The sequence below is a fragment of the Dactylosporangium salmoneum genome (genome assembly GCF_039532525.1).
Lineage (GTDB): Bacteria > Actinomycetota > Actinomycetes > Mycobacteriales > Micromonosporaceae > Dactylosporangium > Dactylosporangium salmoneum.
On sequence record NZ_BAAARV010000007.1, the window covers coordinates 66,937 to 80,864 of the forward strand.

Sequence of the window (13,928 nt, forward strand, 5' to 3'; positions counted from 1 at the left end):
GCGGCCGCCTCGGCGGGCGGCTGCGGGCCGTCGTGGCCGCCGCCGAGGAGCACCACGGCCGTGACCGCGAGCGCGACGGCCAGCACCGCGGCGGCGCCGACGAGCAGCGGGCGGCGGCCGCCGGGTCCTCGCCGAAGTCGTACACGTCGACCACGCCGGGGTGGCTGATCGTGGCCATGATGCGGGCCTCGGAGCGGAAGCGGTCGACGAAGTCGTCGGAGGCGCGCAGCAGCTTGATGGCGACGGTGCGGCCCAGGATCTGGTCCACGCCCTGCCAGACGTCGCCCATGCCGCCGGCGGCGATGTGCCGGGTGATCTCGTAGCGCCCGGCGAGCACCGTTCCCACATCGACCAACGCGGCCTCCCTCCTGCGCGTTTCGCCCGGTCCGGCCCGATACGGCTTCGCGCTGATCGACCCGGACCAGGCGCACTCTACGGGCCCGGAGACGATCTTTCGTCCCGGAGCGCGGCCGACCGCGGAAGGGGGCGCGACTGCCTTCGTAACAGTTCGCGACCAGGGATTCAACGAAAAGTTAACGAATTTCCAACGCCGCACCAGCACGATCGACCCACTGCGATGCATGGGGGAGGTCGGGTGCTGTACGTCGCGCTCTTCGGCAGGGTACTCATCGCGACCGTGTTCGCGGTCTCGGCCTTCACCAAGGTCCGCAGTGCCGCCGCGTTCGGGGCGTTCCGCCGCTCCACGCGGCGCATGGCGATCCTGCCCGAGCGGCTCGTACGGCCGGTCGCCGTGCTCGTCGTCGGGTGCGAAGTGGCGATCGTGCTGCTGCTGGCCGCGCCGACCCGGATCACCGGGGCGCTCGGGCTCGGGCTGGCCGCAGCCCTGCTGACCGGGCTCGCCGGGGCGATCGGGCTCGTCGTGTGGCGCGGGGTCAGCACCACCTGCCAGTGCTTCGGGCACAGCGCGGTACCGCTGGGGAAGTTCCACATCTGGCGAAACCTCACGCTGATCGCGATCGCCGCCGTGGCGGCCGTGGCCGGGCTCGTCACAGACACGAGCCCGGACCTCGGCGGGGCGCTGCTCGCCGGGCTCGCCGGCGTCCTCGGGGGCGCGCTGGTGACCGTGCTGGACGACGTACGACAACTCCTGCTCCCGCCAAAGACTTCTGCCGCCCGGCAGAGGAGCCCACAACCCACGTGGAGGCGATCGACATGAAGAAGCTGACCCACAGCCTGCTCAAGCTGGTGGTGCCGCAGGCGGACGCGAAGGCGACCCCGGTGCGCGGCACCTGCGGCTTCGGCTGCGGCAGCAACGGCGTCCTGAGCGCCAAGACGGCCGACGGCCGCCGCCCCTGCTGCTGAGTCGTTTCGGTTCCCACACCCGGGCCCGGCGGTGCGCCGCTGGGCCCGGCCCCACCCTAGGAGGCGTCCCGCGATGATCATCGCGCTCACCGTCGTGCTGACGCTTGTCGTCGCCCTGAACATCGTCCTGACCTTCGCCCTGCTGCGCCGGGTGGCGGGCCACGAGGTCCGGCTCGCCACGCTGGAGAAGGGCGCGCCCACGATGGCCGACATCGGCGAGCGGATCGAGGACTTCGCCGCCTCGACCACCGCCGGGGAGGTGCTCACCCGCGACGACCTGGCCCCCGGCACGGTCATCGGGTTCTTCGACCCCGACTGCGAGCTGTGCCAGTCGCACGTGACCGCGTTCACCGCCACCGCCAACGCGCTCGGCGACCGGTCGCGGACCCTCGCCGTCATCCGCGAGTCCGAGGAGGCCGACCTCATGGTCGAGGCGTTCGGACCGGGGGTGCGCACGCTGATCGAGCGGCGCCGCGGGCCCGTCGCCCGGGCGTTCCACGTGCTGGCCACGCCGTCGTTCTGCACCGTCGGCCCGGGCCAGACCATCGCCAGCCACGACTACCAGCAGCCCGAGCTGGTCGCGACGGCATGAGCGAGCAGCGGCTCGGCCTCGCCCCGGCTCGGATCGCCGCGCATGTGCGCGCCGCCGTGGGGCTCGCGGTTGGCGCGGCGCCGGGCCGGACCGCCGTCTTGACCGCGGGCACCCTGCTCACGGCGGCCCTGCCGGTCGCCGCCGCGCTGCTGACCCGGGCGGTCGTCGACGGCCTCGCCCGGGGCGCCACCGGCACCGGCTGGACGGCGGCCGTCGGCGCGCTGGCCGGCGTGGGGCTGCTCCTCGGGCTCGCCCCCGCCGTCCTGGCCTACGTCCGGGCCGACGTCGAGCGGGCGGTGGCGCTGCTGGCCAAGGACCGGCTGTTCCGCGCCGTCGACCTGGTGGTGGGGGTGGCGCGGTTCGAGGACCCGGAGTACCTCGACCGCCTCATGCTCGCCGACGAGTCCGGCGGCCGCGGTCCCGGCCAGGTCATCGACAGCGCGTTCGGCGTCTTCGCCGCCGTGCTCACCGTCGGCGGTCTCGTCGCCTCGCTGTGGACGGTGAGCCCCGCCGTCGCCGTCGCCGTGCTGCTGTCCGGCCTGCCGGTCCTGGCCGCCGAGCTGATCCTGGGCCGGGAACGCGCCTGGACCGAGTGGGACATCAGCCCGGCCAAGCGCCGCGAGCTGTTCTACCGCGACATGCTCGCCACCGAGCAGGCCGCGAAGGAGGTACGCCTGTTCCGCCTCGGCGGGTTCCTGCGCGAGCGGATGCTGCGCGAGCGGCGCACCGCCCAGGCGGCCGAGCACACCACCGACCGCCGCGCGATGCTCGTGCAGGCCGGCCTGGCCGCCGCCGCAGCCGTCGTGGCCGGCGCCGCGCTGCTGGTGGTGACCGCCCAGTCCCGCGGCGGGCGGCACAGCGTCGGCGACATCGCGATGTTCCTCGCCGCGGTGCTCGGTGTGCAGACCGCGCTCGCGACTGCCGCGACGCAGGCGGCCAAGGCGATCCAGGCGCTGCTGCTGTTCGACAGCTACCGGGCCGTGCTCGCCGACCCGCCCGACCTGACCGTACCGCCGGTCTGCCTTCCCGTCCCGCCGCTGCGCACCGGCATCGAGCTGCGCGACGTGTGGTTCCGCTACGGCCCCGGCCACCCGTGGGTACTGCGCGGCCTCAACCTGACCATCCCGGCCGGCCGCGCGACCGCCCTCGTCGGGCGCAACGGCTGCGGCAAGTCCACGCTCGTCAAGCTGCTGTGCCGCTTCTACGACCCCACCCGCGGCGCGATCCTGTGGGACGGCGTCGACCTGCGCGAGCTCGACCCCGCCGACCTGCGCGCCCGCATCAGCGCGGTCTTCCAGGACTACATCAACTACGAGCTGAGCGCCGCGGAGAACATCGGCGTCGGCGACCTGCCCGCCCTGGACGACCGCCCGCGGATCCACGCCGCCGCCGACCGGGCCGGCATCCACGAGCTGCTCGCCGCCCTGCCCAACGGCTACGACACGATGCTGGGCCGCCGCTTCAACGCCCCCGACGCCAAGGGCGTGGACACCACCGGCGTGAACCCCTCCGGCGGCCAGCGCCAGCGCATCGCCATCGCCCGCGCGTTCCTGCGCGACGCCCGCGACCTGGTCATCCTCGACGAGCCGAGCGCGGGGCTGGACGCGGCCGCCGAGCATGAGGTCCACGCCCGGCTGCGCGCCCAGCGCCAGGGCCTGACCAGCGTCCTCATCTCCCACCGCCTCAACGCCATCCGCGAGGCCGACGAGATTGTTGTCCTCGCCTCCGGCGCGGTCAGCGAGCGCGGCGACCACGAGTCGCTGCTGGCCACCGGCGGCGAGTACGCCACGTTGTTCGCGCTGCAGGCCTCGGGCTACCAGACGGCGAAGGCGTGAGTCCTATGTGGATGGTGCTCCTGATCGTCGCCGCGGCACTGTTGCTGGCCGCGCTGTGGTGGGGCCGGCGCAACCTCGTCCTGGTGCGCGTCGAGGGGCCGAGCATGCTGCCGACCCTGGCCGACGGTGCCCAGGTCCTGGCCCGCCGCACCCGCCGGGCCGCCACCGGCCGGCTGGTGCTGCTGGCGCCGCCGGCGGAGCCTGGCGCCGTACGCCCGTCCGACCCCGGCCGGCTGTGGTTCGTCAAGCGCCTGGTCGCCGCGGCCGGTGAGCCCGTGCCGGCCGACCTCGCGGGGTGGGCGCCTCTCGCCGCCCATCCCACGGTCCCGCCAGGCTTCCTGGTCGTGACCGGCGACAACCCGGACGAGAGCTACGACTCGCGCCAGGAGGGCCCCATCCCCGTGACCCGCCTGCGCGCCGTCGTCCTGCGGTCCCTGTAGCGCCTGGGCTACGTCTCAACACGGTCACGGCAGCAGAGTATCGATCAAGGGCCAGGTCCAGCTGTCCCGAAGTCGCTTTGCGTCCACCTCGGCACCCGGCGAACGTGCCGCCTCCCGTCCCGCGATGCAAACTCGATAGCACCGCGGAGGCGGGCCATGCCACCATCGACGACGGGTCGCTAGCTCAATTGGTAGAGCATTCGAATGCGTAGCGCGTCCGCTCTCCGCCTGTGCGGGCATGGAGGCGCTTCCTTCTCCTTCTAATCGAAGTGTTCGGGGTTCGAGTCCCCGGCGGCCCACCAGTGCCTCCATGCCAGGCCGGCGCCGAGTGCGCTGGCGAGCCGGGTGATCGTCTCCCGCTCGACGTCACTGTCCCACCACGGGAGCGCGATGGGCGGCCATACCCCCCGGATGACCGCCCATCGCCGAACTGCGTCGTCAGACGGTCAGCGTCCACCCCTGCAGGGTGCCGTAGGCGTAGTTGCCGCTCGAGCCGGAGGGCGAGACCAGCAGTTTCCAGGTGCCGTTGCGCAGCTCCAGTGACGGGTTGACCGGGTACGTCTCGTCGATCGGGGCGGTGTGGTCGTACGGCGCATTGCCCAGCAGGTAGCGGGTGCCGTCCGGGGCGATCAGGTAGAACGAGAGGTAGTCGACGTCGTTCGTCGGCGTGATGCGCACCCGGACCGTCGAGTGGTTGGACGCGTTGCCGCCGACGCCGCTCACCGTGATCGGGCTGGACACCTGGCCCGTGCTCCAGATCGTCTGCGCGGTGTTGTTGCTCGCGGTGTAGGCCGTCGCCGGGCCGACCGGCGCGACGTTCAGCGACCACGAGTCGAGCACGCCCGCCGGGAACGGGGGCACGTAGTACGGGCTCGGGACGATCTGCAGCCGCCAGTGCTGGTACGCCCCCTCGGAGGAGACGTCGACGGTGTAGACGGTGTTCATGGCGTCACGCTCGTCGTCGGCCGGCTTCAGCAGGTACTTGTCGTTGTTCTCGGCGACCAGGTACACCAGGAATGCCGACAGCGAAGGCTGGTTCAGGTGGACCTCGACCGTGGTGTTCGCGGCGGCCTTGCCGTTGCAGGCGATGGGGATCATGCTGGTGGCGACGAAGCTGCCGGTCGCGACGTCGGAACCGTTGGTGCCGTAGCAACCCGTCGGCGGTTTGGTCAGGTCGACGGCCACCTGCCAGGAGTCCAGCGTCGCGTTGCCGAAGAAGCTGCGGTTGGCGACGGTGAGCGTCCACGTGCCGCTGCGCAGTTCGTTGGAGGCCAGGTACAGCCGGATGGTGTAGTTCAGGCCGATCGGCGTGCAGCTCAGCGAGCAGGCCACCGGGTGGTAGCCGGTCCCGGCGGGAGCCAGCAGCGCGATGTCCAGCGCGCTCATGTCGCTGCCGGCGGTGAAGTGCAGGTCCAGCTTGATCGTGCTGCCGGTGAACGACGGGTCGCAGTTCTCGATGCTCGTCGTGCTGGAGCCGCTCTTCGAGCCGATCACGGTCAGGTCGGTGGTGTTGACGCCGACGCAGGACGGCCCGCCCGGCGACGCGGCGGCCGGGGCGGTGGTGGCCACGGTCAGCGCGGCACCGAGCAGCGCGGCGCCGACCGTGGTGGCTAACAGGCGGGTGAAGCGGTGCATGATGGTCGTCCCCTCGGATGAGTCGTCGGGCAGACCCTAGGGACGCGGCGTTCCGTGAACGTTCCCGTCCTGGTCAGCGAGGCCGGCGAGGCCCGCGGCGCCGGCCGCCTGACGGCGGGAACGACGGGCCCAGTAGGCGTGCCCGACCCGCTCGTAACCCGCCGCGGCGGCGGTGAACGCGGCGCCCGCGGCCCGCGGGTCGCCCTCGACGAGCGCGGCGCTGGCGGCGGACGACGAGGCCATCGCCTGCCACGCCGAGCCGCCGAACCGCTCGGCGATCCTGGCCGCCGCGACCGCGTGGGCGCGGGCCGGTTCGCAGTCGCCGAGCGCGGCGTAGGTCTCCGCGGCGATCGGGTGGAGCAGCGCGCCGCAGGTGGGGCAGCCGCCGTATCGGGCCGCCGCCGCGGCCGCGGCGCGGATCGACCGGGCTGCCTGCTCGGGTTCGCCGCGCTCCAGGCGGGCGAACGCGGCGGTGGCGTGGATTCGCTGCCACACGTGCCGGGCCATCGGTGAGACCGTCGCGATCGCGGACGCCCTGCGCAGCGCCGGGCCGACCTCGTCGTAGCGCTGCTGGCAGACGGCGACCTCGGCCAGCCGCTGCCACGGCAACGCGCCGGAGGTCGAGCCGAGCGACGCGTGCAGTTCCGCGCTCTGCCCGAGGCAGCCGGCCGCCTCGTCGAACTGTTCGTGCAGTAGCAGCGACTCGCCGAGCAGGCACCAGGCGAACGCCTGGACCCGCACGACGCCGGCGTCGGAGGCGTGTGCGAGCGTCGTCCGCGCGTACTGTTCCACGTCGCGGCTGAGCTCGTCGGAGTACAGGTGGAACTGTCCGATGCACTGGTGGATGTCGAACGGCCCGACGAACGTGTCGGTGTCGAGCTGCCCACCGGCGCGGCGCAGTTCGGCGTCGAGACCGCGTCGCCAGTCGCCGCGCACGTGCGACACCATGGCGATCGCCTCCTCGGCCCGCGCCCGGTCTTCGGCGGTGCCGTGGACGGCGGCGAGCGCACGAGCTCGTAACGCGTTGTGCAGGGCACGGTCGAGGTCGCTGTTGAGGCAGTCGACCTCGCCACGCAGACATGCCAGCCGCGCCGCCTCCGCCGGGTCCGTCGTCATCGCCTCGGCCCGCGCAAGGTGCGGCTCGGCCAGGGCGACCTGGTGGCGGTCCAGGTGGGCCGACGCGAGGAGCCGGTGCAGCCGGGCCGCGTCGGCCTGCCCCGTCGTGCGTTCCAGCGCCGAGGTGTACGCCTTGACCGCGCCCCGCGGATCGCCGGAGACCATCCGCAGCGTGCCGACGCGCTCCCACAGGGCGGAGGTCAACGCGGGCTCGGTGACCTGACGAACCCGCACCTCCTCGTGCATCCGCTGCGCCTCCGGGCCCGGCTCGATACCGAGCTCGACCTGGAGGACCCGCCTGAGGACCTCGTACTGCCGCAGCGCCTCGGCCCGACGCCCGGCCAGGGCGAGCACCCGCATCAGGCACACGTGCGCGGACTCGATCAGCGGGTCCAGCTCGATCAGGGTGTGGGCGACCCGAGCGGTCTCCTCCAGCAGCCCGGCCGCCTCAAGGATGCCCGCGTACTCCTCCAGGATCGCGACGTAGTCCCGGCGTAGGTCGAAGCGGTAGCTCGCGGTCCACTCGTCGTCGTCCTCGGGCAGCAGACCGTCGCGGTAGAGCTCGACAACCTCCGCGTATGCCTCGAGGTCGCGGCGCTCGCGGGCCTGCACGACCTGCGTCCGGAACGCCACCACGTCGACCCAGATGTGCTCGACCGGCAGGCCGAGCAGGTCGCCCTCGGCGACGATCGGGTTGGTCTCGTAGTGCTGCTCGGGGAGCATGTGCCGGATGTAATGCACGGTCTTGCGCAGGTTTGCCGCGGCCGCCGCCGGTGTCAGGTCAGGCCACAGCGCCGCCGTGATCTGGTCGCGGCGCAGCCGGTGCTTCGGCGCCAGGCACAGCAACTTGATCAACGCGGACATCTTGCGTCGGTGCCACGCCTCGTCGGGCACCACCAGCGCGCCGATCGTGACACGGAAACCACCGAAGAGCTCGAGCCGGACCAACGACGTCCCTCCAGATAGCGCTGAGGTTGTGGGCGGCGAGCCGCCGCGACCGGGCGTGGTCTTCGCACAGCCGGATGGCTCCTCCTGACATTGGGCACCGACGGTGAGAGTTCCGGTGCGTCAGGAGAAGGACGGGCAACCCCGATGCGCCGATACGTCAGTTGGCCGACACTTACAACGCACGCCGCAAGGCTCGCACGTACGACGGCAGTGGGTGAACCCGGGACTTTCCCCGGGTGCTTGTGCCGACGTCCGGTGTTTACGGTGACCTCGTGTTGAAGCACTCTCACCCCGCCATCCGCGCCCTCGCCGTCGGTCTCGTCCTGGTCGGCGTCGGAGGCTGCGCCGGACACGACCCGGAGGGCGCCGCGACTTCACACGCGGTGGACGGGTCGTCCACGGCCGCCGCGCGGCCGGACGCGGCGTTGCGGAAGCTCAAGTACGACTGCGGGACGATCATGCCCAAGACGACCGCGCTGATGCGGACCACTGAGGTGCTCACCGACACGTACAACGAGCCGCACCCGGGCGCCATGCCGACAACGGAGGCGCAGTGGCAGTCGAAGAACTTCGACTCCTACCCGGGCACCGTGTGCGGCTGGGGTGCCGGGGACTCCACGGCCACCGCTGACGGGCTGAGCGACCAGTCGAGTCTGGAAGTCCAGATCCTGCAACCCGGCGACTGGTACCGCGACCACGTCCTCTTCCTCGACGAAGACGGCGGCGGCGGTACCGCGTTCTCGTGCTCACCGACGACGCTGACCGGAGCCGTCCGTGCGACCTGGTGCGCGACCGCCGCGAAGTCGCCGATCTACAACTACGCCGCCGACCTCGGAGTCGCACTCGTAGAGGTCAAGGTCAACACCGACTACGGGTCGCACCCGATCGACGGCGCGGCGCTCAAGCGCCGCAGATGGTCTCCGGCCTGGTGGGACAGCCCGTATCCGAGCGGCGTGCGATCGGGGTCGAATCCCACCCCGTCGTCGACGACCGTGATCTCCCAGCCGTCCGTGTCCGCCTCGACGTCGGCGTGGACGGTGACGGCGTTGGCGCCGGCGTGGACGCGGACGTTCAGCAGGACGGTCCGCACCGCACGCATGACGGCGGCGGCGAGCTCCGAGCGCCGCGCCGCCAGCACCGCCTCGGCCCGCGCCTGGTCGGCGAGGCCGGCGAGACGGCGCAGGTACGACGCGACCAGCCGCGCGTACGGCCGCGAAACCCGGCGACGCGGCGCCACAGCGATTGCCCGATCACCAACGGCGACTCCTCCCGGCGGGACCGCCGCCGTCATCGACAGCCTCGCCAGCCAGGCATGGCATCGGCAACCCCGGACCATTCCGGGGTGGCTGTCAGCGATCTTCCTCAGCATCATCGGCGCATGATCACGAGGCGCCGGTCATGCAATGCGCGGTGGTCTCGCAGAAGCGGTCACCGGTCGCCGGTGGCAGCATCATCGGCGAGGATGCGGTGTGCCGCCTGTGCGAACGAGCAGGGGAAGTCGACCAGCCGCGCCCACGATGCCAGGCAGCCTTCGCATATTCCGTCCCGTTCGATGTGGGTTTCAAGGAGCGCGAGGGCTTCGCTCCGGTTTTCGGGTGCCCTGTAGTCCTTCATGACCGTCCTTGAATGAGGATGCTGAAAGATCACGTCACAGGGGGCTCGATCGCGGCGCGGCCAGTTGCCTCCAGGTGCGCCTACCACGTCCAGCCACGTGGAATGTGTCTGGGTGAATGGGCGTGAATGGGCTCGCCCGGGTTACCGAAAACGGCGCAAGTATCGGGAATGCGTCAGATCATTTGCGGCGCACGAGGTTCTCGCCCGGGCAGGGTGAGAGAGGAGGGTGAATCCGCATATCACCCCGGACGAACTCATCGGCGCACGGCAATGGCCCTTACCGTCGGTGCATGCCCCCCGACATCCCGTTGACGATGCTCGTTGTGTTGCCAGTACGGTTGATCCTCACGTCGAGCCGGGCGCCGATCAGCCGTTGCGGGTGCCGGCCCCCGACGGCGACGAAACGCGCGCCCGGCCGCGATGACGTCGAGTACCGCGACACGAACACCGGCCCGGGCCGGCGGCCCGTGGTGGACGAGGCGGCCGGCGAATGACGTACGCCGACGAGACGGTGTTGGGCATGGGCGATCCGGAGATCGACGAAGAACCTCCGCTTATGGTACGTCCCTACGTCCGCCTTCGTCAGCACACGGAAGACCCCGCAAACGAGGTCAAGGGCGACCCACCGCCGTCGGGTGACCAACCCGAGCGTCACGACCGGCCCGCGGCGCCGCCCGACCGCACGGGTCCTGCCCGCTCACACCGGCGGATCGGCTCGGCCCTGAAGAGGCACGCCTCGGCGGTACATCGCGGCCGACGTCGCCTGCTCTCCGTCAGTTCGGGCGCGCTGATCCTGCTGGTGGGCATCACCGCACTGGTACTCGCCGTCGGCGACCGGCCGGCGTCTCCGGCTGTCGACGCGGACGGGGTCGCAGTACCGAAGCCAAGTCACTTCACCACGGGCGCCGCGCAGGCCCCATCGCCGTCGCCGACATCGAACACGCCGTCAATGGCCGCAGCCTTGTCCTTGTCCGAGGCGCCGCCCGCATCCGCACAGCCACCCCGTCCATCGGACAATGCCCAGCCGAGCGGTACCCCCGTTCTCGGTGAGCAGCCCACGCCGGTGCAACCATCGTCGGCCGGCGCTCGCACCGGCCGGATCACCGGCGCCTCCGGGCTGTGCCTTGACGGCGGCGCCGGCCCGCACGCCGACAGGGTCCGCAGGTGGAGCTGCGACGACGGCGCGGGTCAGACGTGGACCGTGGCGGGCGACGGCACCTTGCAGACCCAGGGCCGATGCCTGCAGGCGGCGAGCGGTCAGGTCACCCTGCAGACCTGCGACGGAGGCTCCGCCCAGCAATGGCGGTCGGGAGCCGCGGGCTCGCTGATCAATCCGGCGTCGGGGCTGTGTCTCGGCAAGCCGGACGACGACGATGAGGACGGCAGGACCTCGCTGCGCATGGCCGCCTGTAACCAGTCCGGCGCCCAACGGTGGTCCTTGCCGTAGCCCATCGCCGCGGTCGGTCGTGGAGGTGCTCAACGCGACCGCGGCGGCAGCCGACCAGCCGGGCCCTGGGTATCTGTGGGTGCCGGCTGTCGCTCGCCCGCGGTTTCGCCCCCGACCTCGCTCGGGGCACGCCCGCCTCTGGCTACGCTCGGCGCATGTTGGTCCGCGGCGTCAAGATGCGCTGGATATACCTGCTGGCGGCCGCGTTGTTGCTGGCCGCGCCCCTCGTGGCGGACGCCGAACTCACCGGCCGCGGCGTGCGTCCGGTCTCCGCCGGTGCCCATCCGTCGGCATTGCCGAGCGCCGGCGCGAGCGCGACGGCATCGCCGAGTGCCTCGCCGTCCCCCGGTGTTTACGCCGACCGCTTGCCGCGGTTCGACAAGGCCCCGCCCGCTGTCCGCACGGCCGCGGTCGCCGAGGACGGCGCCGTGCCGTGGGTCGCTCGGGTGCCGACCGACCAGCGGGTCGCGTTCCTCACCATCGACGACGGCTGGGTCAAGCATCCCGAGGCGGCCGAGCTGTTGCGGGAGGCGCACGTGCCGGTGACGCTGTTCCTCACGATCAACGCGATCAGCGACAACCCGGAGTACTTCCGGACGCTGCAGAACCTCGGCGCCGTGATCGAGGCGCACACGATCACGCACAACAAGCTGTCCGGTCTGTCGTACGACGCGCAGCGGCGGGAGATCTGCGGCTCGGCCGACCGGCTCGGCGAGCTCTACGGCCGGCGGCCGGTGCTGTTCCGGCCGCCGTTCGGCGAGAAGGACACGACGACGCTGCGCGCCGTGCGCGACTGCGGGATGAAGGCCGCGTTCTTCTGGAAGGAGTCGGTCAACCAGGGCAACGTCTGGTACCAGGAGGTCAAGGTCGTCCAGCCGGGCGACATCATCCTCATGCACTTCCGCGACCAGTTCGTCGAGGACTTCATCGCCGCGCTCCAGGGCATGAAACGGGCCGGCCTGACGCCTGCGCGGCTGGAGGACTACTACTCCTGATCTATCGTGCGGTGAGGGGCCGCCATGAGGTTGGCCGGCCCCCCGGAGTGCGGCGATCAGCTGGGGATCCAGTCGAAGGTGCCCGGGTTTGGGCCGACCCGGCCGATCGCGCCCTTGTCGAGCGCGTCGATCGTGGCCATCTCCCGGTCCGTGAGGACGAAGTCGAACAGTGCGAAGTTCTCGCGCATGCGCTCCGGGCGCATCGACTTGGGAAAGATGATGTCGCCACGCTGGATGTGCCAGCGGAGGACGACCTGGGAGGCGGCCCTACCGTGGGCGGCGGCGATCTTGGCGATCGTCTCGTCGTGCAGGACCGCGCCCTGAGCGAGCGGCCCCCACGCTTCCACCTTGATGCCGTGGGCGAGGGAAGCCTCGCGGGCGGCGGTGTTGGGGAAGTACGGGTGGGCTTCGATCTGGTTGACGGCCGGCGCGACGCCGGTCTCGCCGATGATGCGCTCCAAATGCCCGGGCTCGAAGTTGGATACGCCCGCCGAGCGCAGCCGGCCGTCGGCGACCAGTTCGGTCATGGCCTTCCAGGTGGAGACGAAGTCGCCGTCGTAGCGGGAGGGCAGCGGCCAGTGGATCAGGAACAGGTCGAGGTAGTCGACCCGCAGCCTGTCGAGGGTCTCGCCGAACGTGCGGCGCACGTCATCGGGGCGGTGTGCGGCGTTGCTGAGCTTGCTGGTCAGGTACAGCTCGTCACGTGGGAGCCCGGACGCGGCGACCGCCGCACCGACGCCGGCCTCGTTCTCGTACATCTGGGCGGTGTCGATGTGTCGGTAGCCGACTTCGAGGGCGCTGCTGACGGCCGCGGCGGTCTCTTCCGGCTGCACCAGGTACGTGCCGAAGCCAAGCTGCGGGATCGTCGTCTTGTCGTTCAGCGTGATCACGGGAACCATGTCTCCACGGTAAGAGGGGCAAATGCGGGCAAACAGGCAACCGCACGCAGGTACGCGAGTTCCTCGCCACCCGCCGGGCAAAGATCACCCCCGAGCGGGCCGGCATCACCTACAGCCACGGGTCACCGTCGGGTCCCCGGTTCGCGCCGCGAGGAAGTCACCCATCTCGCCGGCGTGAGCAGAGAAGCTCACTCCGAAGGGCCCGGGAGGCTGACTCCCCGGCCCTTCGGGGCGCGAGACCACGTGCCGGGCCACCTGGGCGGTGCGGGGCTGGCCGTCGATCTGGGCCAGGACCGCCAGCAGGGCCGGGTCACCGTCCACATAGGCTTGGTACTCGGCGTTGGACTTGTGGGGGTACAGCGTGTCCTTGCGCCCTGTCAGCGCGGGCGGAACCACGGATGAGATGCCGGTGAACAGCGCCAGGCCGGCCGGCGAGCCCGGGCGCGGTACCGATTCGGGGAAGATGGTGTCGTGGACTACCTGCCGCCGATAGCAGATCCGGCACCTGACACCATCAGCCGCTACGTGGTCGTCGCGCACAGGCCGGGAAGCCCTCGCTACATGGACCTCCTCGGTGGCCGCCTCGGCCGGCCGGAGAACACCGCGGTGCTGCACGGCCTGCGGCACGACGCCGAGCGGATCAGCGATGAGGAACTGACCTTTCTGCTGCAACCCGGCAGGATGCCCAACTGGCGACCGCGGTTGGTGGCCGCCTACCTCATCGGCATCGGCCGGCGCACACAGTTCCGGGAGACCATCGGTGACCTCCTGCTGGCCAGCGAGGTCTGCTACAGCGGCCAGGGCTACTGCTTCGCGCTCGCCGCCTTCGGCACGGACCAGGACGCCGAGATCCTCGTCGCCTACCTCGACCGCTATCTGCCGAGGGCCGAGCTTCGCTACGACCAGCACTGGGCGCTGGGCGCACTGCTCCACCTCGACAGGCAACGCGGCACCAGCCACGCCGAGCGCTATCTCGCCTCCGACGGCTTGTGGGAACGCTGGGCCGGCGCCGTCTCCCATCCACCGGACGTCAGCACCTACCGGGACTGCATCGCCAAGCTGTCCGCCCTGTGACGTCCGGGCC

At 71.5% G+C, this 13,928-nt stretch carries 15 protein-coding genes, 1 tRNA gene and 1 pseudogene; 11 read left to right on the plus strand and 6 right to left on the minus strand.

Features of this window, described 5'->3' with window-relative positions; genetic code table 11:
* Positions 1 to 355 (minus strand): annotated as a pseudogene (locus ABD352_RS05800) (hypothetical protein); the annotation flags it as partial.
* A 240-nt stretch (positions 356 to 595) separates the two neighbouring features.
* Here ABD352_RS05800 and ABD352_RS05805 point away from each other — a divergent pair.
* The 6 genes from ABD352_RS05805 to ABD352_RS05830 all read left to right on the plus strand — a co-directional run bounded on the left by ABD352_RS05805 (position 596) and on the right by ABD352_RS05830 (position 4,492).
* Positions 596 to 1,177 carry a MauE/DoxX family redox-associated membrane protein gene (locus ABD352_RS05805; RefSeq protein WP_344611163.1) on the plus strand — a complete coding sequence of 194 codons (582 nt, stop codon included), beginning with the start codon at positions 596 to 598 and terminating at the stop codon, positions 1,175 to 1,177.
* Positions 1,159 to 1,323 (plus strand): hypothetical protein, encoded by a 165-nt coding sequence (locus ABD352_RS05810; RefSeq protein ID WP_344611164.1) that lies wholly within the window; start codon positions 1,159 to 1,161, stop codon positions 1,321 to 1,323. The genes ABD352_RS05805 and ABD352_RS05810 overlap by 19 nt, the downstream gene beginning before the upstream one ends.
* Positions 1,324 to 1,396: 73 nt before the next feature.
* Positions 1,397 to 1,915 (plus strand): hypothetical protein, encoded by a 519-nt coding sequence (locus ABD352_RS05815; protein WP_344611165.1) that lies wholly within the window; start codon positions 1,397 to 1,399, stop codon positions 1,913 to 1,915.
* On the plus strand, positions 1,912 to 3,750 hold the full coding sequence (locus ABD352_RS05820; RefSeq protein ID WP_344611166.1) for an ABC transporter ATP-binding protein: 1,839 nt from the start codon (positions 1,912 to 1,914) through the stop codon (positions 3,748 to 3,750). The genes ABD352_RS05815 and ABD352_RS05820 overlap by 4 nt, the downstream gene beginning before the upstream one ends.
* 5 nt (positions 3,751 to 3,755) lie before the next feature.
* Positions 3,756 to 4,190, plus strand: coding sequence for a S26 family signal peptidase (locus tag ABD352_RS05825; RefSeq protein WP_344611167.1), 435 nt, complete (start codon positions 3,756 to 3,758; stop codon positions 4,188 to 4,190).
* Between the two features lie 173 nt (positions 4,191 to 4,363).
* Positions 4,364 to 4,492 (plus strand) — tRNA-OTHER (locus tag ABD352_RS05830).
* 136 nt (positions 4,493 to 4,628) lie between these two features.
* Here the strand turns inward: ABD352_RS05830 and ABD352_RS05835 are convergent.
* Together ABD352_RS05835 and ABD352_RS05840 are read right to left on the minus strand one after the other, a co-directional pair.
* The gene (locus ABD352_RS05835) at positions 4,629 to 5,825 is read right to left on the minus strand and encodes a proprotein convertase P-domain-containing protein (protein ID WP_344611168.1); all 1,197 of its coding nucleotides are present in this window, start codon (positions 5,823 to 5,825) and stop codon (positions 4,629 to 4,631) included.
* 36 nt (positions 5,826 to 5,861) lie between these two features.
* Positions 5,862 to 7,889, minus strand: a complete 2,028-nt coding sequence (locus ABD352_RS05840; RefSeq protein WP_344611169.1) for an AfsR/SARP family transcriptional regulator — start codon at positions 7,887 to 7,889, stop codon at positions 5,862 to 5,864.
* 272 nt (positions 7,890 to 8,161) lie between these two features.
* Here ABD352_RS05840 and ABD352_RS05845 point away from each other — a divergent pair, with 272 nt between their 5' ends.
* Positions 8,162 to 9,271 carry a hypothetical protein gene (locus ABD352_RS05845; RefSeq protein ID WP_344611170.1) on the plus strand — a complete coding sequence of 370 codons (1,110 nt, stop codon included), beginning with the start codon at positions 8,162 to 8,164 and terminating at the stop codon, positions 9,269 to 9,271.
* A 46-nt stretch (positions 9,272 to 9,317) separates the two neighbouring features.
* Here ABD352_RS05845 and ABD352_RS05850 read toward each other — a convergent pair whose 3' ends face one another.
* Positions 9,318 to 9,503, minus strand: coding sequence for a hypothetical protein (locus tag ABD352_RS05850; protein WP_344611171.1), 186 nt, complete (start codon positions 9,501 to 9,503; stop codon positions 9,318 to 9,320).
* 290 nt (positions 9,504 to 9,793) lie between these two features.
* Between ABD352_RS05850 and ABD352_RS05855 the strand changes: the two genes are divergently transcribed.
* From ABD352_RS05855 to ABD352_RS05865, 3 genes are all read left to right on the plus strand, one after another.
* Positions 9,794 to 9,997 (plus strand): hypothetical protein, encoded by a 204-nt coding sequence (locus ABD352_RS05855; RefSeq protein WP_344611172.1) that lies wholly within the window; start codon positions 9,794 to 9,796, stop codon positions 9,995 to 9,997.
* Positions 9,994 to 10,950, plus strand: coding sequence for a ricin-type beta-trefoil lectin domain protein (locus ABD352_RS05860; protein WP_344611173.1), 957 nt, complete (start codon positions 9,994 to 9,996; stop codon positions 10,948 to 10,950). Before ABD352_RS05855 ends, ABD352_RS05860 begins: the two co-directional genes overlap by 4 nt.
* Before the next feature lie 155 nt (positions 10,951 to 11,105).
* On the plus strand, positions 11,106 to 11,945 hold the full coding sequence (locus ABD352_RS05865) for a polysaccharide deacetylase family protein (protein ID WP_344611174.1): 840 nt from the start codon (positions 11,106 to 11,108) through the stop codon (positions 11,943 to 11,945).
* 56 nt (positions 11,946 to 12,001) lie between these two features.
* Here the strand turns inward: ABD352_RS05865 and ABD352_RS05870 are convergent, their stop codons facing one another.
* The gene (locus tag ABD352_RS05870; RefSeq protein WP_344611175.1) at positions 12,002 to 12,844 is read right to left on the minus strand and encodes an aldo/keto reductase; all 843 of its coding nucleotides are present in this window, start codon (positions 12,842 to 12,844) and stop codon (positions 12,002 to 12,004) included.
* A 105-nt stretch (positions 12,845 to 12,949) separates the two neighbouring features.
* Positions 12,950 to 13,384 carry a hypothetical protein gene (locus tag ABD352_RS05875; RefSeq protein WP_344611176.1) on the minus strand — a complete coding sequence of 145 codons (435 nt, stop codon included), beginning with the start codon at positions 13,382 to 13,384 and terminating at the stop codon, positions 12,950 to 12,952.
* Between the two features lie 21 nt (positions 13,385 to 13,405).
* Between ABD352_RS05875 and ABD352_RS05880 the strand changes: the two genes are divergently transcribed.
* On the plus strand, positions 13,406 to 13,918 hold the full coding sequence (locus tag ABD352_RS05880) for a DUF6000 family protein (protein WP_344611177.1): 513 nt from the start codon (positions 13,406 to 13,408) through the stop codon (positions 13,916 to 13,918).
* Positions 13,919 to 13,928: the final 10 nt, after the last annotated feature.